The organism is Natrinema versiforme (assembly GCF_005576615.1).
In the GTDB taxonomy this organism is placed as follows: domain Archaea; phylum Halobacteriota; class Halobacteria; order Halobacteriales; family Natrialbaceae; genus Natrinema; species Natrinema versiforme_A.
Genome location: NZ_CP040330.1, coordinates 3,066,087 through 3,087,714, shown reverse-complemented (window position 1 = coordinate 3,087,714; position 21,628 = coordinate 3,066,087). Strand labels below are relative to the sequence as shown.

The 21,628-nt window shown below is 54.0% G+C and carries 20 protein-coding genes; 12 read left to right on the top strand and 8 right to left on the bottom strand.

Going from position 1 to position 21,628, the window contains the following annotated elements:
* Nucleotides 1-413: 413 nt before the first annotated feature.
* Together FEJ81_RS15250 and FEJ81_RS15245 are read right to left on the bottom strand one after the other, a co-directional pair.
* Entirely contained in the window at nucleotides 414-629 is a 216-nt protein-coding gene (locus tag FEJ81_RS15250) for a HalOD1 output domain-containing protein (RefSeq protein WP_138246090.1), read from the bottom strand.
* A gap of 229 nt (nucleotides 630-858) precedes the next feature.
* Entirely contained in the window at nucleotides 859-2,403 is a 1,545-nt protein-coding gene (locus FEJ81_RS15245; protein ID WP_202979387.1) for a DNA methyltransferase family protein, read from the bottom strand.
* A gap of 165 nt (nucleotides 2,404-2,568) precedes the next feature.
* Here FEJ81_RS15245 and FEJ81_RS15240 point away from each other — a divergent pair, with 165 nt between their 5' ends.
* A complete protein-coding gene (locus tag FEJ81_RS15240) occupies nucleotides 2,569-4,716 on the top strand; it encodes an Eco57I restriction-modification methylase domain-containing protein (protein ID WP_394349641.1) in 2,148 nt (715 codons plus the stop codon).
* A 49-nt stretch (nucleotides 4,717-4,765) separates the two neighbouring features.
* Here the strand turns inward: FEJ81_RS15240 and FEJ81_RS15235 are convergent, their stop codons facing one another.
* Both FEJ81_RS15235 and FEJ81_RS15230 read right to left on the bottom strand, forming a co-directional pair.
* The gene (locus FEJ81_RS15235) at nucleotides 4,766-5,434 is read right to left on the bottom strand and encodes a tyrosine-type recombinase/integrase (RefSeq protein ID WP_138246088.1); all 669 of its coding nucleotides are present in this window, start codon (nucleotides 5,432-5,434) and stop codon (nucleotides 4,766-4,768) included.
* A gap of 405 nt (nucleotides 5,435-5,839) precedes the next feature.
* Nucleotides 5,840-6,088 carry a hypothetical protein gene (locus FEJ81_RS15230; protein WP_229504726.1) on the bottom strand — a complete coding sequence of 83 codons (249 nt, stop codon included), beginning with the start codon at nucleotides 6,086-6,088 and terminating at the stop codon, nucleotides 5,840-5,842.
* Nucleotides 6,089-6,417: 329 nt separating this feature from the next.
* Between FEJ81_RS15230 and FEJ81_RS15225 the strand changes: the two genes are divergently transcribed.
* Complete coding sequence (locus tag FEJ81_RS15225; protein ID WP_138246087.1) at nucleotides 6,418-6,864, top strand: hypothetical protein; 447 nt, start codon at nucleotides 6,418-6,420, stop codon at nucleotides 6,862-6,864.
* A gap of 18 nt (nucleotides 6,865-6,882) precedes the next feature.
* On the opposite strand, the gene FEJ81_RS15220 is transcribed toward FEJ81_RS15225, so the two are convergent.
* Complete coding sequence (locus tag FEJ81_RS15220; protein WP_175416443.1) at nucleotides 6,883-7,719, bottom strand: hypothetical protein; 837 nt, start codon at nucleotides 7,717-7,719, stop codon at nucleotides 6,883-6,885.
* 701 nt (nucleotides 7,720-8,420) lie between these two features.
* Between FEJ81_RS15220 and FEJ81_RS15215 the strand changes: the two genes are divergently transcribed.
* The 7 genes from FEJ81_RS15215 (at nucleotide 8,421) to FEJ81_RS15185 (ending at nucleotide 13,384) form a co-directional block, all read left to right on the top strand.
* Nucleotides 8,421-9,101 (top strand): hypothetical protein, encoded by a 681-nt coding sequence (locus FEJ81_RS15215; protein WP_138246085.1) that lies wholly within the window; start codon nucleotides 8,421-8,423, stop codon nucleotides 9,099-9,101.
* A gap of 236 nt (nucleotides 9,102-9,337) precedes the next feature.
* Complete coding sequence (locus FEJ81_RS15210; protein ID WP_138246084.1) at nucleotides 9,338-9,721, top strand: MarR family transcriptional regulator; 384 nt, start codon at nucleotides 9,338-9,340, stop codon at nucleotides 9,719-9,721.
* Between the two features lie 482 nt (nucleotides 9,722-10,203).
* Nucleotides 10,204-10,410 carry a hypothetical protein gene (locus tag FEJ81_RS15205; RefSeq protein WP_138246083.1) on the top strand — a complete coding sequence of 69 codons (207 nt, stop codon included), beginning with the start codon at nucleotides 10,204-10,206 and terminating at the stop codon, nucleotides 10,408-10,410.
* Nucleotides 10,411-10,843: 433 nt separating this feature from the next.
* Nucleotides 10,844-11,173, top strand: coding sequence for a hypothetical protein (locus FEJ81_RS15200; protein ID WP_138246082.1), 330 nt, complete (start codon nucleotides 10,844-10,846; stop codon nucleotides 11,171-11,173).
* Nucleotides 11,174-11,344: 171 nt separating this feature from the next.
* Nucleotides 11,345-12,088 (top strand): recombinase family protein, encoded by a 744-nt coding sequence (locus FEJ81_RS15195; RefSeq protein WP_138246081.1) that lies wholly within the window; start codon nucleotides 11,345-11,347, stop codon nucleotides 12,086-12,088.
* A 125-nt stretch (nucleotides 12,089-12,213) separates the two neighbouring features.
* Nucleotides 12,214-12,849, top strand: a complete 636-nt coding sequence (locus tag FEJ81_RS15190; RefSeq protein ID WP_138246080.1) for a hypothetical protein — start codon at nucleotides 12,214-12,216, stop codon at nucleotides 12,847-12,849.
* A 4-nt stretch (nucleotides 12,850-12,853) separates the two neighbouring features.
* Complete coding sequence (locus FEJ81_RS15185) at nucleotides 12,854-13,384, top strand: hypothetical protein (protein ID WP_138246079.1); 531 nt, start codon at nucleotides 12,854-12,856, stop codon at nucleotides 13,382-13,384.
* 45 nt (nucleotides 13,385-13,429) lie between these two features.
* Here FEJ81_RS15185 and FEJ81_RS24530 read toward each other — a convergent pair whose 3' ends face one another.
* Complete coding sequence (locus tag FEJ81_RS24530) at nucleotides 13,430-13,660, bottom strand: type II toxin-antitoxin system HicB family antitoxin (protein WP_463605656.1); 231 nt, start codon at nucleotides 13,658-13,660, stop codon at nucleotides 13,430-13,432.
* A gap of 459 nt (nucleotides 13,661-14,119) precedes the next feature.
* On the opposite strand from FEJ81_RS24530, the gene FEJ81_RS23605 reads away from it, so the two are divergent.
* Nucleotides 14,120-15,046, top strand: coding sequence for an Eco57I restriction-modification methylase domain-containing protein (locus FEJ81_RS23605; RefSeq protein WP_202979386.1), 927 nt, complete (start codon nucleotides 14,120-14,122; stop codon nucleotides 15,044-15,046).
* Between the two features lie 313 nt (nucleotides 15,047-15,359).
* Complete coding sequence (locus FEJ81_RS23600; RefSeq protein WP_202979385.1) at nucleotides 15,360-16,208, top strand: hypothetical protein; 849 nt, start codon at nucleotides 15,360-15,362, stop codon at nucleotides 16,206-16,208.
* Here FEJ81_RS23600 and FEJ81_RS15175 read toward each other — a convergent pair whose 3' ends face one another.
* Nucleotides 16,209-20,021 (bottom strand): helicase-related protein, encoded by a 3,813-nt coding sequence (locus FEJ81_RS15175; protein ID WP_138246078.1) that lies wholly within the window; start codon nucleotides 20,019-20,021, stop codon nucleotides 16,209-16,211.
* 159 nt (nucleotides 20,022-20,180) lie between these two features.
* On the opposite strand from FEJ81_RS15175, the gene FEJ81_RS15170 reads away from it, so the two are divergent.
* Nucleotides 20,181-20,714, top strand: coding sequence for a hypothetical protein (locus FEJ81_RS15170; protein ID WP_138246077.1), 534 nt, complete (start codon nucleotides 20,181-20,183; stop codon nucleotides 20,712-20,714).
* 620 nt (nucleotides 20,715-21,334) lie between these two features.
* Here the strand turns inward: FEJ81_RS15170 and FEJ81_RS15165 are convergent.
* A complete protein-coding gene (locus tag FEJ81_RS15165; protein WP_138246076.1) occupies nucleotides 21,335-21,613 on the bottom strand; it encodes a hypothetical protein in 279 nt (92 codons plus the stop codon).
* Nucleotides 21,614-21,628: the final 15 nt, after the last annotated feature.

Sequence of the window (21,628 nt, the reverse complement as noted above, 5' to 3'; positions counted from 1 at the left end):
AGGCCTTTGGGGAACGGTCAGTAATCTCGGAGTGCTCCGGGTGACCGGAGTGCCGCGTGACGGGACCGTTGCACCTTACCCGTGCTGTCCCTCGTTTCGGGGTCGGTCTCGTCACGCGCCCACCACGCGGTTTCGACGACGGTGGGCACTCAACGTGTTCGTAAGTGATTATTAAGAGGATTCGGGTCTAAACTCGTGACATGACCGTGAAGAACGTCACGAGCGTCGTCGGACCACGGCAAGCCGTTCTTCTCCTCGTGGGTATTGGAATGATCGTGATCGGTGTCATCGGGTACGTAGGCGGGTTCTGACCGGGGTCCGGGCAGATGTACGTGCTCATGTACACGAGCACGTACGTACCCAGGTACGCGAGTAAGTGAGAACGAAGACACGCACGAGCGTACGAGCGTCGGTCAGCAACTCCGGTCGTCGAGACTGACGTGCGTGTCTCCCTCCGTGACAACGACTGTGTGCCCGGCGTACTCGAATTCGATCTTTTCGACGTCGTTTACGAGCTTGTCGAGCGCCTCGACGTCCACGGCGTCGTGCAGTGGCGGGAGTTCGTCTGCGTCGCGGCAGGTCGTGTCGGTGACCGAGTCGAGAATGTCGTGTACGATCTCGGGGGTCATTGTGGTGCTGTGAGCGGTGTGACAGTGACCGCGAACGTCGCACCGCATGATCCGCATGTCGCTGTGTGGTTTGTCTCACGGTCACCATCGTCGGTGTGTTTGATTGTCGATTCGCATTCGGTGCAGGTGAGTTCGATGTCCATAATCGGGTTGCCGTTGAGTGGTTTCGGGAGCAACCCGGTACGGGTTTGACGCGTAGGGAGCGTGTGACTGTGCTGTCGATAGATGTTTAGCCGGTCCGCGTCAACCCGCGGATGCTCCCGAACGGGAGCCGCAATGAGAGGGGGCTGACCGCCCCCTGGTCAATGTCCACCCCGTACAGATTATTCAGAATCACCGTGCGCTTCGCGTACAGTGACGCCCCACCCTGCCCTTCATTAATCTCCTCCAGTTCGTCGCGGGTACGAGAGTCCAACTCCCAACCCTTCCCTTCCTGTTCGAGCTGCTGGAAGTACTCGATGCACTGCATGTAAATGTCCACGAGCACATCCTGTGCAGCAAGTAAGAACGCACCACTACCGACCGCAGGATCGAGGATGTGCGCCTCTTTCAGGATATCATGGTACAGCGCTTCGATATGCTTCGTCTTCACGTTCTCAGCGGGCATTTGCCGTGTCATCGTTCCGCCATCCGCGACCGCTTCTCCCGCACTGCTGGCTTCTACACTAGGGAAACCGAACACATCGTCAATTTCGTCGTATTCGGCATCGACAGCGTCGTTGAGTTGGTCAAGCAGATACGGGTGGATCGTCCGGCGGGACATGAAGCCGGTGATCTCTTCAGGCGTGTAGTACGCGCCCATCTCCTTCTGGTTGACAGTCTGCTCAAAGATGTGGCCGAGAATGGCGGGTGAGAGGTTCTTCGGGTCAACGATGTCAAGACGCTCGTCTACGTTCCAGTTCCATCCAGATAGGAAGTCCAAGATGTCATCGAAGAGCTGGTTCGTCTCTTCAGCGGATTCACCGAGTTTCGCGTCTGGGAATTCTTCCTCAACAGGGTTCTTGGCGAACAACCCCCCATTCAGGTAGGGGAGACTGCCGAAGTTGGGGTTCTGCTTGTCTTCTGCGAGGTATTCGAAGAACAGTGGCCGGTAGAAGTTCTCGTACCGGTCATCACCATCATCTACGACGTCACTAGGCTGTTCGTGCAGGTAGTTCGGATTGCGATCCAACAGACGCTTCTCCTGGATGAAGTACAGGAAGATCATCCGGTCAAGGATGACCTGCACGTAGCGTTGCTTAGCGTCACCACGGTCATCCGGAACACCGGACACCTCTTGAACGAGATCGGTGCGGAGATCCTCGAACTCTTCGTAGAACTCTTTTACCACCTGCTGTGTGTCGTACAGCGTGTCGTAAATCGCGGCAGAAGAACCGTACTCAATCGAATTGAGCTTCTTCAGCACGGTATTCTTCTCCCCGCTGTCCCGCGTGAACTGGTCTTTGCTGAACGAGATTTTCTGGTGCTTGATCCGGCCGTGCTGCTGGCCTTCCCAACTGCGAATCCGTGTTAGGAAGGTAAACTCCTCGAAGTCGTTCGTAGCGACGAGGTTCGTATGCCGGGAACGATTGTCGGGCTTGAAGTCCGTAGCTGATTCACCCGGGCCTGCGTTGACGAGTACGACAAATTCGTCGTCACCGAGCTGAAGAACGAGTTGGCTGTCATCTCCAAGGTTCGGACGCGGCTTTAACCCGCGTTTCTCGAACGAGTTAGCGATATCTTGGAGAGAGTCCCAGCCTGCGATATCATTCGCAGTGATCTGCTGGAGAGTCATACTCTATGCAATCCCCTCTTTTGCCATAAGTGGTGGTCACTCTATCGACTATTCACTCTGAATTGATTACCACTGTGCAGAGTATATATTCGTAATGTCCTGAAGTAAGTCCACTCTGCCAGTAGTCTCTTGGTATTTCTGTGAGGGAAGTCACGGCTACTGGGGGTGGACATTGACCAGGGGGCGGTCGAGATCTGTAAACTTCGGTTGTGGCTCTCGATGGTCGCGGATCTTGAAGACGAACCACAGGAGGTTGAGCCGCTGCCGAATATCGATTTCAACATCCGACAAGGGAATTCCCTTGTCGGGTTCACCAATTTAGTAGAAGTAACTGACGACGGGGATGCGTCCCTCACCAATTGGGGAGGCGGCGTCGGGACTGGCGTACAGGAGTTATATGAGGATGTAATCAACGCAATCAAACGCCATCAAAAGGCCACCAGTACTGCTGAGGCGCAAAATGCGCGCCAGCTTGCTGAATCGCTAGTTGATTCTCATAGCCAGGAATTGAATGAGAAAGTGTTAGATCAATTCCACGCTGCGGGGCTGGAAGATGTTGATATAGAGGAATTAAAGGAATTCAGCCCATTTCACTGGGTATTGGAATTCGCCCCCGTGTACGAAGACGGCGGATTCGATGTTGTCATCGGAAACCCTCCATGGGACCGTATCAAGCCGCTTCGTGACGACTATTTCTCCAAACACGATGAGGCATTTCGGACACGACTACCAGATGACAAAGATCAAGTCCAAGAGGAGCTCCTAGCAGATGATGATATCGCTGAAGGGTGGCAGGAATACCAGAATGAAATGGAACTCCGTGCAGAGTACTTCAAGAACACGCCCGCATACGACCTCCAGCGTCCTGTGATTGATGGCCGGGTCAATCCCAGCACGAATGACCTTTCATCTCTCTTTTTCGAGCGGGTATTCCAGCTTGCGGGTGACTCTTCTCGCGTCGCTCAAATTCTTCCTGGCGCGGTTTTCAACGGGGCATCAGGTAAAGATCTACGAACCCACCTGTTGAATAACACTACTCTCGAAGTACTGACAATCTTCGAGAACCACGGGATTTTCAAGCAGGTTGATGATCGCTACAAGTTCGGCGTAGTAGTGTTCCAGAACAGTGGTTCGACAGAATATGTCTCTGGGAAATATGAATCAGGGAATCTCTCCATCTTCGAGAACTTCAATGAAAAAGCAGTCCGGATCCCACGGAAGGTACTCGAATCGTATTCCCCAGAAGCGGGGATCTTCCCGTATATTGAATCGGAGCAAAAACTCAGTGTCCTTGAATCGATTATCGATAACCCACCTATCGCTCCAAAAGATGCACCAACCGGATACATGGAGCCGTATCAGGGACTCCGTCGCACAAGTGATGCAGATCGTTTCGTGGATAAGTCAGAAGCCGACTACCCTGTCTACGGTGGTAAGAATATTTACCAATATTCCTATACTCCGGACTTCATAACAGACGTGCAGGAACCCGAATTCTGGAGTGTCGAAGAACAAAACGACCCAGAGCGAAGTGCCAAACAACGCATGCGGGAGAAAACTGTTCGTGATCTTAAGGCGGCCATTTATGAAGCGTTTGATGGTACGGGCTCCCAGAAAGGGTTCGTCAATGAGCTACTGGAGCAACACCGTGGGGAACCACTCACCGAGAATGACGTACTTCTAGATTCCACTGAGTACCGAATCGCTATTCGACGAATTTCGAATTCCACTAATGAGCGTACACTCATCGCCTCGGTACTGCCGAAAGGAATCGTCTGTCACAACACGTTGCTGACTATCCCTAGTTACCTGATCCAGCCCTACGAGGAAGGACTCTCTGAAAGGCCACTTCATAACTTCTATACCCGGATGTTCTCTGACGAGGAATTGTTCGCTAAGCTCGGGCTTCTCAACTCGATACCGCTCGATTACCTGCTTAGAACTAAGGTAGACACCGGTATTGTCATGTATAAGTTCAAAGAATCACAGATGCCTGATCTTTCTGAGGACGATGACTGGTTCCACTATATTTCAGAACGGGCGGCTAAACTGAGTTGCTACGGTGATGAATTCGACGAAATGCGCGACCGTCTAGGAGGAATTGATCCCGCAACGACTGAAGAAGCAAGGCGCGAAATCCAAGCCGAGATTGACGCTGCAGCATTCCATGCTTACGGTTTAGAACATAAGGAAGCTCAGTTTGTCCTCAAAGATTTCCACAGGGTCTCAAACCCCCGAGTTATGACTGAGGACTACTTCGCCACAGTACTTGAGAAATACGGGATGCTTGGGGAAGAAGGCCCGAAGCCATAGAGTCGTATGTTCTATACATAGTTCACTAGAGGTAACTAACCAACTTCCGTTAATGGATATCGTTCAACGCACGACGAGTCATCGCCCCATCTACGTTGAGGTATTGGCGAGCTGTATCGATGTCTTCCCAACCGAACATTGCTCGGAGTGCTGCTAAGTCCAATCCTCTGCTAGCGTGGTAGGAGGCGGCCGTCGCTCGAAGGCCATGTAGAGACGTTGCGTTTCTGGAAAGCTGTGGAGCCAAATCAAGAGCAGCATTCAATCTCCGTTGTAAGGTTGAGAAAGAGTATGGCCAACCGCCGTGCTCCGTGATTAGGAGATCGATTGCTACCCGGACCCGGTAGGAAAATTGGAATGGTATCTGTCGAGCCGCTGCTTCTGTTTTCGGAAGCCAATACAAATCGGCAAAGTCTCCAAATTCACTATCGGGGTTATGTCGTACGCGTTGTTCGATTGCCTGACGGCAATAGCCGCAAAGGTTCCCATCTTGGCCTTTAGTACATGTGTGGTGTTCGGGGATGCGAATCATCTGTCGCTCTTGATCAACCCATGATGAACTCAGATGGGTTGTCTCACCTGGCCTCAGCCCGAGACGTCCTCCGATTAGAATTGCTGCCCTCGATTCGAGTCGCTGAGTGGGGTTCTCAATTCGTCCTGCTCCTTCCAACAGCAATTCAAACTCTCGCTCACTGAGTGACTTTTGTCGTGCCGGAGCCATATATTAAGGAAAGATTCCTGAACGCGCTTAGAAGACCAGCAGACAGAATTCATTTCAAGAACTAGTTTTGGTTCGTTCTGCTCCGTTGAATCCGATGACGGCACAGGGATCACGATCCCTGAAGGTGCGGTTATCTCTCTCTTCGTCGTCGATGAATTGGATCGATCCACCTAGTGATCTCGATCCTCTCGCTCTTTGCCAAGATTCCATCTCTGAACTCTCTCGGAAGCGGGCCTGAACCGAGTACAGAGTGACTCAATCCCGACGCATTCTGCGGATTCAACAGAGAAGTAGACACCAAGTCTGAGTTCGACCTATGTTGAAGAACGCTCACAGATCGTCTAAATCAGAGTAATCGCTCAGGAGATCAGAGTGGCTGTTGACGATTCTGGGAGCAAATAGCGATTACTCTTCAATAGTGGTAACCCCATCGTCGGTGATTACGTATACTCCCTTCACTGGTTTCTCGACAAGTCCAGCGGCGTTAAGCATCGATAAGCGATTGACGGCGTACTCGCTTGAGAAATCCAGTGCGTCAGCGACCATACCAGGCGTAATGAATCCCCACGGCTGGCCATCTTCGCGGCCGTCGAGCATGAGGTTCAGAATTTCCTCGTCCACAGTGCGCGGACGGTATCCCTGCTTTTCGGACATTGCACTGAATCTGGCCCACTCTTCCTTATTTCTTAGGTGAACTAATTGCTTTTCAAAGTCATCTATTTTTATGGGTGTCGAGAGCCGGCAGTAGTTTGGATTGGAGGTTAGTTCACCTAATCTTTTATTGTGGCGAACGGCAGAACAGGAGCATAGGTAAGACTCACAGGCCGATTCGGCAGAGAATCACCGTCTTGAAATCGGTTGCGCCGCCGCCCGGCCACAAACCCTCATGACCAGCCACACCCGGAGTGGAACAGGTTGGGGACGTGTACCTCGTTACGTAACCCCCTCCGTTTCCACTGCACTCACTGGATTACGTACAAACCATGGCACTCTCCCAACGCTCACTCGACGCGTACCGCACGACATCGGTCAGCACCGTCGAGACTGTCATCGTGCCCTACGACTCGTTCAAAAACGCGTGGCGGCGAACCGTCTGGGGTGACGATCACGTCGTGCTCGTTGTCACGGAACCGTACGGCACAGTCGAGACAGCGGAGGCGCGTGTCGACACGGACCTGCCGGACGCAGGCGTCGGCGTGATCGACCCGCTCGACCTGGTCGGCAGCGAATGGAAGGCTGACCCGCATAACGTCGTGCACTATCAGGACGAGTACCCACCCGAGGAACCCGCGTTCTGGCGAGAATACTGGGCGTTGATTCGGGAGTGCATTCGAGACGAAACGTTCGTAATCGAACGCGGGCGGTGTGACGGACTCAGTGAATTCGAAGCTATGACCCCCCACCGCGTGGAGGTGCGGGTTGAAGATTGAAACGGGAGAAGAACGCTTCTACTTGCCATTGATGTCGGGTTCGTCAAGACGATATAGGTCGCGGTACTTCGTCGCCGCGTTCCTGATCGCGTCGCGGCTGCAGTCGAGTAGTTGACTGGCGCGGTACTCGGTAATGAGTCCGTCGTCGTGCGTTTTAACTATACTGCGGATTTCTTCCCACTGATCGTTTCGCCGGAGCTGCCCGGACTCGGAGACGGTGAATCCGAGCGGTGGGCGGCCGGTCCAGCCGTCAGCGGTGATAGCTTCAGCGACGAGTTCGTTCCCGTCACCCTCGTCATCGTTGCGAGCGGCGCGGCCCGCGGCAGCAATCCATCGACGCGCACGGTCGTCGCCCGGTGTGACTTTGAGGTCGTCGTCAATGAGGTGCACTGTCGCCCCCTCGTCCAGCAGGCGCCCTACTGTTCGTGTTGCGGAGTCAGGTCCGCCGAACTCACTGAGTGATTGGGTAACGACACCGGTCACCTCACGCTGTTCGGCCACGGTGAGGAGGTACTCAATGCCGTCCGGATACTCGTTCTCGATGTCGTACGTGGCGACTGCGCCGTCTTGGTCGTTGCTCCGCGGGTATCCCACCCCATTCGTGTGATGCTCACGACCAGCCGTGAGGTTCTCGACGCGCTCGTCGTTGAGGTCGTATCCGAGTGCATCTCGCGCGTGGGTGAGGAGCGTCCGGGTCGTGTCTCTGATGTCGTCGTTGCTGGGTTCACAGCAGTAAACGGCGATCATTGGACGGTTTGTGGCAGCGTCGCTTACTGCGGTGGTGAGGTCTAACTGTCCGTCTGGGAGTTCGATATCGTCGTCATCGTCCCGATCTTCGGTCGTGTCACTGGTCATGTCCCTCCGGTTGATTGTATGGTCTCGTCGCGGAGTAGTGTTGTGGATAAGTGCGTAGAAAAGTGATTCCGGGGTGTGGGAATGTGCGTGGAAAAATCGTTTTCTGAAAATATTCGTTGAGAATTTACATTGACGGGTGCGTGGGAAAGTGTGTGGATAACTTTTTATATCAGATTGTTGGGTGTTTCAGACCCTCTTTCCCGGGTTTCACACCCTGAGCGCCCTTGATTTCGGGAGATAAGCCCGGTTTCTGAGGTTATCCACGTACTTTCTGAGGGTCGATCTCATCCGTAGATGTACCAAGATGTACCCTGAGATACCCTGAGGGATTTACCCTCCGAATAAGAATTATGATAAGAGTGAGTGGTGGGAGAGTGAGAGTGATTGCTTGACCGCCCGGTGCGGACCGGGCTTGCCTCAGTCGCCGGCTGCCGGGCTCCCCCTGCTCACTCGTCGGCGGGACGGCTCACTCGACCCATGGATGTGATAGTGATTCTGATCTTGATTTCCGGCGGCGAGGATTCGTTGTATTCTCCGTCGAGTAATTTTCTGAGCTCTCCCCCGGAACGCCGAGGAGAGGCCGCCTCTCGCCGCTCCGACCGGGCTTCTACCTGTGCCGTGAAGCCACGAAAATCGTATATTTGGATAAGTAATTATTCTAACTGAGTTTTAAATATGTCAATCTCAAAGGTAGGGTTGTAATGACGCACTCAACCACCGTAGACGACGCGAACGTACTCATACACGACCTGCAGAACGACAAAGAACTCCCTGCATGGTACCACAACCACGACGAATACATCGTCATCCGGGACGACGACCAAGCGCTGGTCGCCAAGGACACCGGCGGGCACGAACTCAACGAGCTGGAACGCGAGTACCCGGACACGAACGTCCGCGGACTCATGCTTCGACTCGCAGACAAGTACGCCCCCGATGCCGACTGGACGAACTCGGACCCTGTCGTCATCGAGCACGACACCGACCGCACCGACGACAGCATTGACAACGAGTACAGTCACCCAATCCCAACAAAGTACGTCTCCGGCGCGGCAGGTGGGGTGAGTGAGGACGACGTGAACGAACTCCTCGAAGCGGTTGACGACTCCGTCAACGAAAAAATAATCCACGACATCGACGCGGCCACTGACTACGAGAACTACTTCGAGAACGATCACGCCTGCGCCGCGTACACGGACGTCACGTGGGAGGGGATCTTCGATGAAATCGGTCTCGCACTCGAATCCGGTGAGCACACCGTCGAATACGCCGACCACGCGCAGCAGGCAGTCCGACTCGCGCACGAGCGGTTCGCGGTGAACGAACTCGGAATGGATCACAACCAACCTGTGTGGATTCTCGTCAGCAGCAAAGACGAGTAACCACCAGAAGTGACGTTCGAAGCTGGTCCCGGCCCGGTGGCCTTCAGCACGGTTCGACTCCCGCTCGGGACTCTCACCGGCCATGTGCCGGTGAACACCACCATGAACGAGCAAGACATCTACAGTTCTCGGTAATTGGGCATCTATTCTCAATTTCAACGTGTTACCCAATGTGGCCGACCCCGAACCTCACCGAAATTACTATGAGACACAAAGAGCTACATTGAGACACAACCATGCCTGTCCACCTTGACACTCACGAACCCGACGTCGAACTCACGCCCGGGACAGCCAAATCCGACATAATCGCATTCCTCTACGACAACATCGAACTCGGCTTCAAACCCAAAGAACTCGAAGACCACCTCGAACTCCCCCATGGCACCGTCACCACAACGCTCACTCGGCTCTACAAGGACGGCTTCATCGGGAAAACTCGGGACAGCCACTACCACGCGCTCGAACACCGTGAAGACCTTCGCCGGTACGTCGCCAGCCTCGACCAACTGGAGCGAATATTCGAAGACAAAGAATACGTAGGAACTCCAACGGAAGACGTGGACGAAGACGAGGTTGACGCCGAGATTGCCGAGTTAGAAGCCGAGCTAGAGGATGAGTAAATACCCAATAGGGACAATCTGTTGGGCGGTTGACCCAACCGGTGCCCTCACCTGAAGATGCGGGAATCCCGACCGCGTTGGGATAATAACCCGGTCGGACGACTTCTCAACGCACCACCACGTACCGCACAGCTCCGTGCCCCGCGGGGTCACTCGGCCATTCTTTCGGTGGTCGCCTGGCCGCCGTTCGGGGACCCCCGTCGGTCGTGCCGTTCCTTCCTGCGGGAGTTGCCGGTGACAACAATGACGACTTGGTCCCTCATCCCTACGACGACGTGGTGGAGTTGGGTAGACTGCCTCTCCCATGCACCCAACCCGGAAACCCCAATTTGAGAATTGAAGACCAATTACCGAGGACTGTCTACGAAAAGTACGGTAGCTCAGAGTTCCAAGCGCGCGTGCAGCGTGAATGCGGCGAACACAACTGCCCGAACTGGGTGTCGGCACCCGACGACGACTATTGCACTGACCACAAGCGCACGATGGGAGACGACTACCACGAGAAAGTGAGGAGGATAATCCAGCAATCGGATGTTGAATCAGGCGACCGTGTCAAGTATGACGGGCACGAATGGCGCGCCGAATGGGGTCCACACCACTCGGTACACCTGAAGCGACTCGACCCGGACGACCCGACGCAGAATATCACCGAGCGCGGTGTCGATGTCCGGGACGTGGCCCCAGCGTGACGGCGGACGCGACGCTGTTTCTTGCGGAACGGAGACGCTTCGACCCTGATTCGTGACGCGTGAGCCGGGAGACCGGACTGACGGTCAACAGGGAGGGCGAACTGTGAGCACGACCATATCGCTCCCTTGCGTGTTTACTTCGTCAACAACTAACAGCAAACCACATACCGCTATACCGAACTCTAGCGAGAGCGTGTGCGGCCCCGACCCCCACGACCGGGACCAAACCGCGACCACTACTACTTGTCACGGAGTCACCCCGGAACGGGGTGGCCCCGTCGACACGGACTCACGGCCGCGCTTGTAAATCTCCGGATATGAAGTCGTGTACACAGGCACGTACCCGAGTACGTACACGAGAAACAATGAACGTCTGTATGCACTTACACCCGGTCGGGAGTAGGTTGAAGAGCCTCTGAGTCCGTGTCGACGCATGCTCCGACGCACTTATCTCCGCTTGCTCGCAGGGGTCTCGACACTCCCGCTCGTTCCTGATCGTTTAGATCCGGAGCCGAGACTCCCCGCGGACGGACAACTCGCGTTCTGGTTCCACTTCCGCCAATCAATCGAACGCGGGACGCTGAGCACGGAATGGGCACGCGAACACGTCGTCGAAGACATGACGTTCGACCGGTGCACCCGCGACGACGCGAAGCAAGCGCTGAAGCTCGCTCACGAAGGGTACTACGGACGCGACGTCGTACCGGTCGAGTGGCGAGAGTACTGGGACCACGTCGAGCGAAAGAAGCAAGCGACGGCGTGAAACGCGCGTTCACGGCGTATTTACATTCGACAGGTGGGGTGGTCACCGGCGCAGTCAGAGTCGAGCGATAGTTCTGGACACCCCCCGTGACCCCCGCAACCAGAGAAGTGTCTGTTTGCAGCCTGTAACCAGCATCTGTTCTTTAAATGGGCCGAGGCCAGCAAGTTAGATATGGAGAAATCGGAGCGGGTCGGGACGTACATTCGGCCGTCCACCGAGCGGCAAAACGACCAGCACCAGCGGGACTCAATCAACCAGTACATCGATAAGCAGAATCTACCCTGCGACCGTATCGAACAGTACGTAGACATCGAGTCCGGGTCGAACGATGAGCGCGAACAATTCAATGACCTACTCGACGGTATCCGAAACGACGAGTTCGACCATGTGATCGTGTGGGAGATCTCCCGGATTAGTCGCCGCGGTGCCACGCTACTGGAATTCTTCGACGCGTGCGAAGAACACGGTGTCACGATTCACATTACCGACGGAGCCGTCGGAAAGGTCAAACCCGACGGAACCGGACGCTTCGTCGCTGATATCGTCGGAATGGTGTATCAGCATGAACGACGACAACTGATTCGGCGCGTGAAAGCCGGCGTGAAGCGAGCGAAAGACCAGGGTAAGTGGGTCGGGAATGTCCCGGCCGGGTTCCGGCGCGACGACGACGGGTACTTACAGCCCGTTGTCGAGCCCGACGACGGGGAGGACAGTTACTTCGAACTCGTGGACGCAATCGAACGATTAGAGGATGGAGGATCGTACCGTTCCGTTGCAAAATCACTCTCGATCAGCCGGCAAGGACTCACAAACATCCACAAGGACCCTGGACGGAAGCGATGGTACTTGGATGGTGAGAGTGACGACGACCGGGTTGCTACGGCGCTTAGCGAAGTGAACTCACAAGACAGCTAATCAGCGTTTCGTACTCCCCGGACGATGAAAACCGCTGGAATCCAAATTGAGAATGCCTACTAAGTATCGGATCCTGTTTCAGGACACGGAGTATATATAACCCGACAGCACTCTTCGCAAAACCCATGAATACAGAATTCTGGATCAGTGAACTCGGGCGCTTATACGAACGCAGTACAGAGGCAATAGACAACGAACAATCAGATGCTATCGAACCTCTTGCTGACGAATTCAACGAAACACTCTCTCAACTCAAAGAAGAGTTCCCGGATAACCCGATTGTAACGAGTACCGATCCTGTCGAAGCTTACACGGAAGGTACGTCTGGGAAAATGGCCGGGATGGACGCATACGCACCACCACGCCGCCGTGACGAAGCTCTCCACGAAATTCGGTCCCGGTGCGAAAAAATGGCGAATGCAATCGGGTTCGAGCTTCCCGAATTAGAAACTGGGAGTCGGTCACCAAATCGTATGGTTATGGTTTCTGTCGATTCCCGGCAGGAAACCACCCAGGAAGTCCACCAAGACGTCACGGTCGAATCGATTCAGAATATGATTCAGACCCTCCCACGAGCAACTGAAGAGAAAGAAGAGTTGCAAGAGCTACTCGGGGAGTTCAGAGCTGAAGTCGAAGGGGAGCAAGATGAGCCGCGGCTTAGACAAATACTCTCTAAGGCAAACGAAATCAGTAGTGATGTCGCCACCCAAATGGCGGTGCTTGGATTGACACACGGAGCCACATCGGTACTCGGGTTGTGATAGGATGCCGGCAACACAGACGATCACCGTATTTGACGGCCTAGAGATACACGTCGAGCCTGTTGAAGAACCCGACCCGGTCTACTTCACGAGCGACGAACCCGAATTCGACGTTCACCTGCGGAATAACGACGCGAAATACGAATTCTCCGAAGACAGCGCGTTCCGTTGGACTATCGAAACAAACCCGATGCAAATCGTCCACACTGGAGAGGTCGAATTCGGCCCGTTAGACCATGGTGAGGAGACGACAGTGACTGTGGGCGGGAAAGTTCTCGCGTACGAGGGGCACGGTGTACTTGGAATCGCAACTTCCGGAGCGTCCGGGAAGAACGATTCCGACCGGTGGCAACTCAAAACTGGCAGGGAACGGGCAGCTGACCCAGCATACAGTTTCAGCGTCTGGGACGAATCTGATTACAACGCCTCGATCCGGCGTCCGAAGCGAATGCAGCTTGCTATGATCGGCACGTCGGTCATTCTGATTGTGTTTGCTCTAGTCCAAATCCTTCTCGCAATGGGCATCTTCGGATAGCACACAGAAAATGGGACTCCGGAGGTAGACGACCGAGTGACCTTCTCACCGGTTCCGTTCGCGTCGCCGTCGGTTCTCGTCCGGGTTAATCTCGACCGCTCGAGGCTCCCCGTCCGACGGTTCGTGCCCACTGTCACCAGTCGCTGCATCCACCACGTCGTCCAACTCTTCAAGTGCCCCACTACGTGTCGATCCAACCGCGGAGATACCGATGTCCACGTTGCGTGCTTCCCACTTCCCACCTGTCTCAGTAAGCCGGATTACACGATGGTGCATAGTTAGATCACTCCGGTGAGACCGGCGATTCCGACCACGATCATGAGGACACCCACAAACAAGACCCCGAGTTGCCGCGGCGCGACGACCGTCCGCACGTTTCGCGTCATGACAGGGAATAAGACTCGTATCCTCTTAATATCCGGTTCCGAACACGCCGAATGCCCACCGTCATCGAAACCGCGCGGTGGGTGCGTGAGTGAGACCCGATTGAGGGACGTCACAGGCGTTTGCTGTGGCAAGTTCGCTCAAGTTGACTCACTCCGAGGTCGCTGACCGTTTCCAATGGCCTGTCGACGCGGCAGACATAGAGCTAAGCACCGCTTCTCGTGAAAACTAGTCGGAAACCCGAACTATCATTGTAACCCGCTCAGAAACCCAGCATGCGCACAGCCGAAGTGCGCGTTGAGAGGGGCCTGCCTGGAAGCTGAGATCTGTAAACTTCGGTTGTGGCTCTCGATGGTCGCGGATATCGAAGACGAGCCAAATGAGGTCGAACCCTTACCGAATATCGACTTCAACATTCGTCAAGGAAACAGTCTTATCGGCCAGGCAAAGATCGAAATCGAGAGGGACGATAATGGCGATAGCGCCCTTGATTCCTGGGAGCAGAAAGCTCGATTTGAGGACGTCCGAAAAGCAATCCAGAAGCATAAAGAGACTGAGAGCAGCGAAAAGGCGCGTAAATGGCGTCAGGAAGCGGAAGAACGGATTGAAGAACACCGTGAGAAGTTCGACCAGATTCTTCAGAGGGAGTTCCAAGACGCAGGCCAGAACGAGATTACCGTGGATGAAATTCGAGAGTGGGAACCGCTCCACTGGCCGTTAGAGTTCGCCGACGTCTTCTCCGAAGAAGGGTTCGATGTGGTAATCGGGAACCCACCATGGGATCAGCTACGACCGAGTCGGGACGACTTCTTCCCAAAATACGACGAACAATTCCGAACACGGCGTCCCTCTGAGAAAGATAAAATCCAGAATGAATTATTAGAGGATGACGAAATAACTCAGCGGTGGGAAGAGTACCAGGAAGACATCGAAGTACAGATGCGATACTTCACCGACGGCCCGAAATACCAACTCCAGACACCCAAGGTGGCCGGCCGGAAAGACCCGAACGAGAATAATCTTGCCGGGCTGTTCGTTGAGCGAGTCTTCGACCTCGTCAAGGCGGATGGATATGTCGCCCAAGTACTTCCCGGAGTTATCTTCAACGGATCATTCTCGAAGGACATGCGGATGAAGATGCTCAATGAATCTACGATTACTTCACTAGTCGGATTCGAGAATAAGGGAATTTTCGACGGGATTGACGACCGATACAACTTCGCCGTGGTGACATTCAAACACGGGGGGGTATACAGAAAGCCTGAAGGGCGTCTTTGAGCAGCACGACCTATCCATTCTCAAGAACCTCGAACAAGAGACAGCGGAGATTCCCCGGAAGATTCTCGAAGAGTACTCACCTGAAGCCCGTATCTTCCCGTTCGTATCGAGTCAGCAGGAGGCGGACGTCCTCACGAAGCTGCTGGACCATCCGTCAATCCAAGACGATGTTGAGGGTACCTGGCGCATCCATCCACATCGAGAGATTCATAGTGCACGTGATGCCGACCGGTTCTTTGAGGAAGGCGAGTACCCGGTCTACGGGGGTCGGAACGTCCACCAGTTCGTCTATAATGGTGAGATGACCGGGTCGGTGGAACCAGCTGAATACTGGAGCGTGGAAGAAGACAATACGCCCGAGAAAAGCGCCAAACACCGTGCTCGTGAACGGGCATTCAATAGCGGGAATCTCAAAAAGGCGATCTATACAGAGTTTGGTGGTGAGCAAACGAGCAAATCTCAAAAACAATTCGTGAACGACCTGCTGGAGCAGCATCGAGGTGAACCTTTGTCTATGGATGATATCTTGCTTGATTCATCGGAATACCGGATAGTCTTCCGGAACATAACAAACTCAACGAATGAGCGGACGATGATTGCATCCGTAATACCCAAGGACGTCATTTGTCATGACAAACTAATCACGGTTCGTCCTTACGAGATTGCTCCTACTGAGGAGGATCTCGAAGAATTCCCGCTCCATGGAGCCTATGATAGGGCGTTCACTGACCAGGAGCTGTTTGTAGCTATTGGTCTACTGAACAGCATCCCATTCGACTTTATCATGCGGACCAAGATCGACACGACTGTTGTTACGTATAAATTTAATGAGTCCCAGATGCCTCGGCTAACCGAAGGTGACGACTGGTTCGAGTATATTTCTGTGCGGGCTGCAAGACTCAACTGTTATGGCGATCGGTTTGAAGAGATGCGCGAGCGTCTTGGCGGACTTGAACCGATAACCGGTAAGGAAGCTCGAAAACGTGCTCGCGTGGAACTCAATGCTGCGGCGTTCCACGCCTACGACCTCGAACACGATGATATGGAGTTCATTCTGAACGATTTCTATCGAGTTTCGAATCCACAACTGATGACGGAAGAGTACTTTGACCAGGTCAAGAAAAAATACGAAAAACTGGCAGAGAAAGGCCCTCTCCCGTAATTAGTGGCCTACAACGCCCCAGCACATCAGTCGAGCCTGAACGTCGCTTTCGCCTACGAGTTTCGCTTGGTACTCTGACGATTCTTCCACGTTCTCTTCCAGGAACGCTTCTAGCTCTTCTAAGAACTCCACCGGCGGCCAATCTGGGAACGAATCATACTGCTCGTTATGCCGGAAGGTCTCCCGAAGGATACGATCTTCATCAGTATTGGCCAACTTCACGTCCTGTAAGCGCTCCAGTAGGACTTCAGCCCATTCTTCAAGCGTATCGTGTTCGTCTACAGGAGCAGGTTTCTCACCGTGGTGAGGTTGTAGGTGCCGATCAATAAAGTCTAAAATTGTTTCCTGCTCCTTCGAGAACTTTGCCCCATCCTTGAATATCTGCTCAGTCTGACTACTCCGAATCGCTTCCAGCCGGTCGTCAAGCACCTCTTGAATCGCCTCCCGATTGGATAACACGTTGTCGGCATTCCCTGTAATCGGTTCTCCGCTCACCTCTGGGTCGATTTTGAGAGTGCCGACAGGACGTTCCTTGACTTCGTTATTGAACGGCTTGTAGTAGAAGGCCCGCCGAACACGGCCCAGTGGAGATTCGTGGTCGTCATCATCGAACCAGAGGTGCGCAAGCCCGAACACACCCGGACGTGGACCGGAATCATGGTCGGTGATATTCGTGTACAAGCGTTCGCGTTCCTCGGGAGATTCTTCAAAGTAGTCTGCGGCGTATTCGAAGTCGTCTTCCGAGAGCCCGAATTCCTCGTTCAACTCCTTCTTGAGCAGGAACCGCTCGTACGCAGCGTGTTCGTTACTCCCTGCATTTCGAAGGAGTGGATTCTTACTCGTGTCATCAAGCTCGTTCACGTCCTCGATCTCTCTTGATTTCTGAAGCGAGTCTTCAATCTCGTCCACCTGCAACTCGCCAATCGTCTTCTCTGTCTCCACACCAGTCTTCTCCAGAATCTGATCCTCATTCGGATCCAAGATGTTGTTTTCTTTCCCAACGATTAGTGCGATGTCGTTGATCTTCGCCTGTAACCGCTTCAGCAACTTAATCGCCGCCTCGATGTCTCCATCCGGGTAGAAGTTGTGAACGTACTTCTCCTCGGTACTCCCGATCCGGTCGATCCGGCCCACCCGCTGAACGATACGCATGGGATTCCACGGGAGGTCGAATGACACCTGGACTGAGACGTCCTGAAGATTGACTCCTTCCGATAATGTGTCAGTTGCTATAACATACTGCAGTTCTGATTCCCCGGATTCAGCCAGCGTTTGCTGGTACCCTGAGGCTTCCGGTGCGAACCGCTGGATAACGTCTTGCTTGTTTTCGTCACCGCCTTTGACGACGGCACTATTCGCTTCTGTGAGGGGCGAGTTTGGATCGTTGAGAAGTGTTCGATGGACGTAGTCCGCCGTAGCACGGTACTGAGTGAAGACAAGAACCTTCTCGTCATCATACCCATTCAGGACATCCGCGAGCCGCTCAACCTTCGGGTCACGGAACTCTCGTAACGAGAACACCGCCTCGTAGAACTCCCGCGTCGCCTCATCAACGTCACTCAGGTCACTTCGCGGGTAGAGAATCGGATTCAACTCCTCTTCGGGAACGTCTGGGAGGACACCGGCATTATGATCGTGAAGCCACTGCCGTGTAGACACGGCCTGGTCGCTCACATCGCCAGAGTCCTGAGCAATATCGCCGATGAACTGCGACAGGAAGTACGCTAGCAGCGTCAGATCCTCCCGGATGTACGTCTTCACCTCTCCAATTGTCGCATCCGCCAATTCATCCGGACTATCACTCTCGGAATCTTCGTCGGCACGAACTGCAGTCGCATCGAACCCGAACTCTTCTAGCGTCTGTTCAAGATCCTCTGCGGCATCATCTCCTTCTACAAAGTCATCGAGCGTCTCCGATTCTTCCTCGTCTTGAGCAGCACGCAATACATTGATCTTCTCGTCTTCTGGAAGGCCATCGAGAAGGCCGAGAAGTTGCCGTTCACTCCGGTGCAGCGTCTCGATGGACTGCACAAACGCATACGTCGAAGACTCTAACCGCTTGAGTAGATTCAGCTTATACAGCGCCTTCAGCGTCCCCCCAGCTTTCGGGTTCTTCACCGTAATGTTCGGAAGGTGGAGCGCGTCCATAACGTCTGGCAGCATCCCGTATACTGGCTGGTATGCCGCCGGGAGCGAGTACTGCTCCTTGCTGAGTTTTGGCGGCTTGAAACTCATCTCAAAGTCCTCCTCATCTTGAATTTGGTCTTTGACGTGCTTCCGTGTCCGGAGCACCATCACCTCATTCAGGATCTTCGAGATCTCCTCCGAATGCCGCTGGAGCTGTTCGGTGATTTTCCGCTGCTCCTCTTCGGTGGCTTCCTCCTTCCCCGCAGCGATCTGCTTCCGCGTCTCTGACAACTCAATGTATTCCTCGAAGGCGTCGAAGTCCAGCGAGGCCTTGTTCCGCAGTTCCTCGGGGCTGGTGAATAGGCTGATGAGGTTCTCCAAGTCGGTCGCAGAATTGTTGATCGGTGTCGCCGTCAGCATGATCATCGTCTTCCCACGGAGCTGCCGCAGGTTCGCGTGTCGGCGAGTCCCTTTGTAGTCGTCTTCGTCGTCCGGGTTCGGCCGCCATTTCCCGTGATTCCGGAAGCGATGAGCTTCGTCGATCAAGACGACGTCGAATGCGTCTTTGAGGTTCTGAACCTCATCATACGTGAGGTTCTGGAACTTACTGATGCTCATCACGTCCAAGTGTGTTCCATCGATTTCGAGCCCGAAGTATGGGTTCCCGTCTTCGTCGGTGTCGTCTTGGAGGAGGTCTTCCCACTGTTCGGTGAGGTTCGCAGGTACGATGAGGAGACAGTGATCTCCACGTTGGCGGTAGTCGTGGAGGAGTTCACCACCGATGAAGGATTTGCCGAGCCCGACTGAGTCGGAGATGATGCAGCCGTTGAACCTGGAGAGTTTCTCCTTCGCACTTTCGTATCCGAGTGTCTGGAAGTAGTACAGCGGGCTGTCGCGGATGTTGACGTTCCCGCTTAGTTCGTCGTACGCAAGGAGTTTGTACAACTCGAACGGTTCGATGTACGTCCCTAGACCATCAGGCGTGTCTTCATCATCCGACTCATCTTCTTGTTGGTCCTGCCAGTCTTGGTACTTCTCACTGTTCTCGATGATCCGGATGATCTCTTCGCTGAAGTCCTCAGCATTCGCCCACTGGTTATCGTACCAGTCTTCGAATGCCTCTGCATCAGGCCGGTCTTGGCTTGTGAGATTCAGTTCGATGTTGTTCCGGTGCCCACTCGCGGTGAAGTTTGAGGATCCAACGATTGTCGCACACGGACGTGTATCTGTATCGTTGTCAGTTTCCCAGTCGTCATTGTCGTTTGGTGCTCGGAATGATGCTCCTTTGGCGTGGAAATAGCCGTTTTCTGGGTTTCGCACACGGACGCTAACCTTGTCTTCGGCTATGAAGTCTCGCAGCCGATCCAGTCGGTCTAGCTGTGCGTTGTTGAGTTCCTCAATACTCTCTTCGACCTCATCTCTGAGTTCGTCGCGTAGACTTTGTCCTTCCCCAATCTCATCTGCGGTGCTACGGTTTGTTTGCCGCCCCATCAGGATGCGGATTGGGGCGTGACCAAGTTCGTCTGGGTCAGCGAGTTGTTCGAGGTCTTCGCGGTACAAGTCGAAGCCAGAGAGGTAGAAGTAGCCGGTGGCGATGCGTGCTTCTTCGATTTGTGGAATGATTTTCTTGTAGACGTCCTCGACCGTCCGATTAGCGTTATCGACGAGCGGAGGGAGAGAAAGCATCTTGTTATCGAATGTACCCAACACGCTAACTTAGTGTTTAGCTATACCTTGACGTCAAGTCCTGTATTCTACTCGGGGGTGATCTTAGGGCAGGACGAACTCTGCAGGGCATAGAGCGGTGTTGCTAAGTGAGTCTACTGACTTTTCAGAGAATAGAATATGACGGAGCTTATCGAGGACCTTCCGGGGGATTGGGAACGGTACCGTGTCTCGGAGGATCCGAACCCGACCTACACCTACCGCCACCAGTACTTAGACGTCGAGGTTAGCGTGATTGCGATGGACGCGGGGGAGATTGACCCAGAACTGGACGCAGAATACAGCTATAGTATTAGTCTTCGGTGGGTAGCTGATGTGGTCGGCGTGGTTGAGGACTTCTTCGATGGCCCAGGAGAGATCACAACCCATGGTGACGCCAGGGACTGGACGCTAGCGTTACTGACGCAGATTGAACAGCAATTCGAACCCGGAGATACAGACTACGTTTCCCGGGCTATGAGCACCACAATGGGTCAGCAGACAACTGGAGGATCATCTAGTCGGGTCTCCGACGCTGAGACCTGCCCTGCCTGTGATGCACCCTTCTTCCAATTTCGCGGGATGGATACCTACGAGCAGGCTCAGAATCACTTTGCCTATATGGACGATGATGAACACGAGGGGTGGGATGTTTCACTCGAAGAGCGACCGTAGTCACCCGTTTAGTTAGCGTTTTGCAGGCATCGACCTACGTGAGAATCCTGATAGCTGAACTGACGCCGGTAGTGATCGCTCCCTTCTCGGCTGTCGCTGTCGACACGAAGTCACGGAAAGCAAGTCTTCATCTTCGGTCTGGGGCAGAATACACACCTGGTGTCGAATGTAAATACGGATTTATCGCCATATCAGGGCCTGAAAAGGTAGAATGAGTTTTACTGAGTTGGCGGGCTTAATAATGGCCATATGTACGTACTTGCGTACATACCTACGTACGTCCTCAGGTACTTGAATCAGTATAGAAACGGGTATCCACGGCAAAACGTGTGCGACCGTGTCGACACGGAATGACAGAGGCCGGTACAAATGGCTGTCAATGGTAAACGTCTGTAAGCAGATACGTGACTGCCCACGCTAGGATTCGAACCTGGGCGTACGCGTTTTCTGTCCGGCGATTTTGACGGCCTGACTGTCACCGACCGCTGCCGGGGTGGGAGGCGTACTCAACGTACGTGATCCGGTGGTGGGCTTTTTGCAGTTCTTGGACGGCTGGTGATTCGAGATGCGTTGTGGTGGCTTAGACGATTTATAGTGTTATCAGTAGAAGTGCCGCTGGATTAGTATCCACCCTCCTCTCCTAATTGCTCTTGGACCGCTGTACGCGCGTCTTCCAACGCCTCATTTAGATCGTCTCGCAACCCCCTGGAGTCCTCGGGGGAGAGGGTAATTCGAATACAGCTGGGTCCGCTACCGATTCTAAGGAGTATTCGAGGTTGATAGTAGCCGTCAATCATCAGTGCTTCTCCGTCAGCTTGGATTGAAGTACGGCCTCCACCACTGTCAAAATCGACCTCAACGAGGTCTGCAGCCGGCACAGTTGACGATTCGTCAGTCATTATCAACCTCCCGGA

Coding starts and splice junctions, on each gene's coding strand:
- FEJ81_RS15250 (WP_138246090.1), bottom strand. CDS start 629: ATGACCCCCGAGATCGTACACGACATTCTCGACTCGGTCACCGACACG.
- FEJ81_RS15245 (WP_202979387.1), bottom strand. CDS start 2,403: ATGACTCTCCAGCAGATCACTGCGAATGATATCGCAGGCTGGGACTCT.
- FEJ81_RS15235 (WP_138246088.1), bottom strand. CDS start 5,434: ATGGCTCCGGCACGACAAAAGTCACTCAGTGAGCGAGAGTTTGAATTG.
- FEJ81_RS15230 (WP_229504726.1), bottom strand. CDS start 6,088: ATGTCCGAAAAGCAGGGATACCGTCCGCGCACTGTGGACGAGGAAATT.
- FEJ81_RS15225 (WP_138246087.1), top strand. CDS start 6,418: ATGGCACTCTCCCAACGCTCACTCGACGCGTACCGCACGACATCGGTC.
- FEJ81_RS15220 (WP_175416443.1), bottom strand. CDS start 7,719: ATGACCAGTGACACGACCGAAGATCGGGACGATGACGACGATATCGAA.
- FEJ81_RS15215 (WP_138246085.1), top strand. CDS start 8,421: ATGACGCACTCAACCACCGTAGACGACGCGAACGTACTCATACACGAC.
- FEJ81_RS15210 (WP_138246084.1), top strand. CDS start 9,338: ATGCCTGTCCACCTTGACACTCACGAACCCGACGTCGAACTCACGCCC.
- FEJ81_RS15205 (WP_138246083.1), top strand. CDS start 10,204: ATGGGAGACGACTACCACGAGAAAGTGAGGAGGATAATCCAGCAATCG.
- FEJ81_RS15200 (WP_138246082.1), top strand. CDS start 10,844: ATGCTCCGACGCACTTATCTCCGCTTGCTCGCAGGGGTCTCGACACTC.
- FEJ81_RS15195 (WP_138246081.1), top strand. CDS start 11,345: ATGGAGAAATCGGAGCGGGTCGGGACGTACATTCGGCCGTCCACCGAG.
- FEJ81_RS15190 (WP_138246080.1), top strand. CDS start 12,214: ATGAATACAGAATTCTGGATCAGTGAACTCGGGCGCTTATACGAACGC.
- FEJ81_RS15185 (WP_138246079.1), top strand. CDS start 12,854: ATGCCGGCAACACAGACGATCACCGTATTTGACGGCCTAGAGATACAC.
- FEJ81_RS24530 (WP_463605656.1), bottom strand. CDS start 13,660: ATGCACCATCGTGTAATCCGGCTTACTGAGACAGGTGGGAAGTGGGAA.
- FEJ81_RS23605 (WP_202979386.1), top strand. CDS start 14,120: ATGGTCGCGGATATCGAAGACGAGCCAAATGAGGTCGAACCCTTACCG.
- FEJ81_RS15175 (WP_138246078.1), bottom strand. CDS start 20,021: ATGCTTTCTCTCCCTCCGCTCGTCGATAACGCTAATCGGACGGTCGAG.
- FEJ81_RS15170 (WP_138246077.1), top strand. CDS start 20,181: ATGACGGAGCTTATCGAGGACCTTCCGGGGGATTGGGAACGGTACCGT.
- FEJ81_RS15165 (WP_138246076.1), bottom strand. CDS start 21,613: ATGACTGACGAATCGTCAACTGTGCCGGCTGCAGACCTCGTTGAGGTC.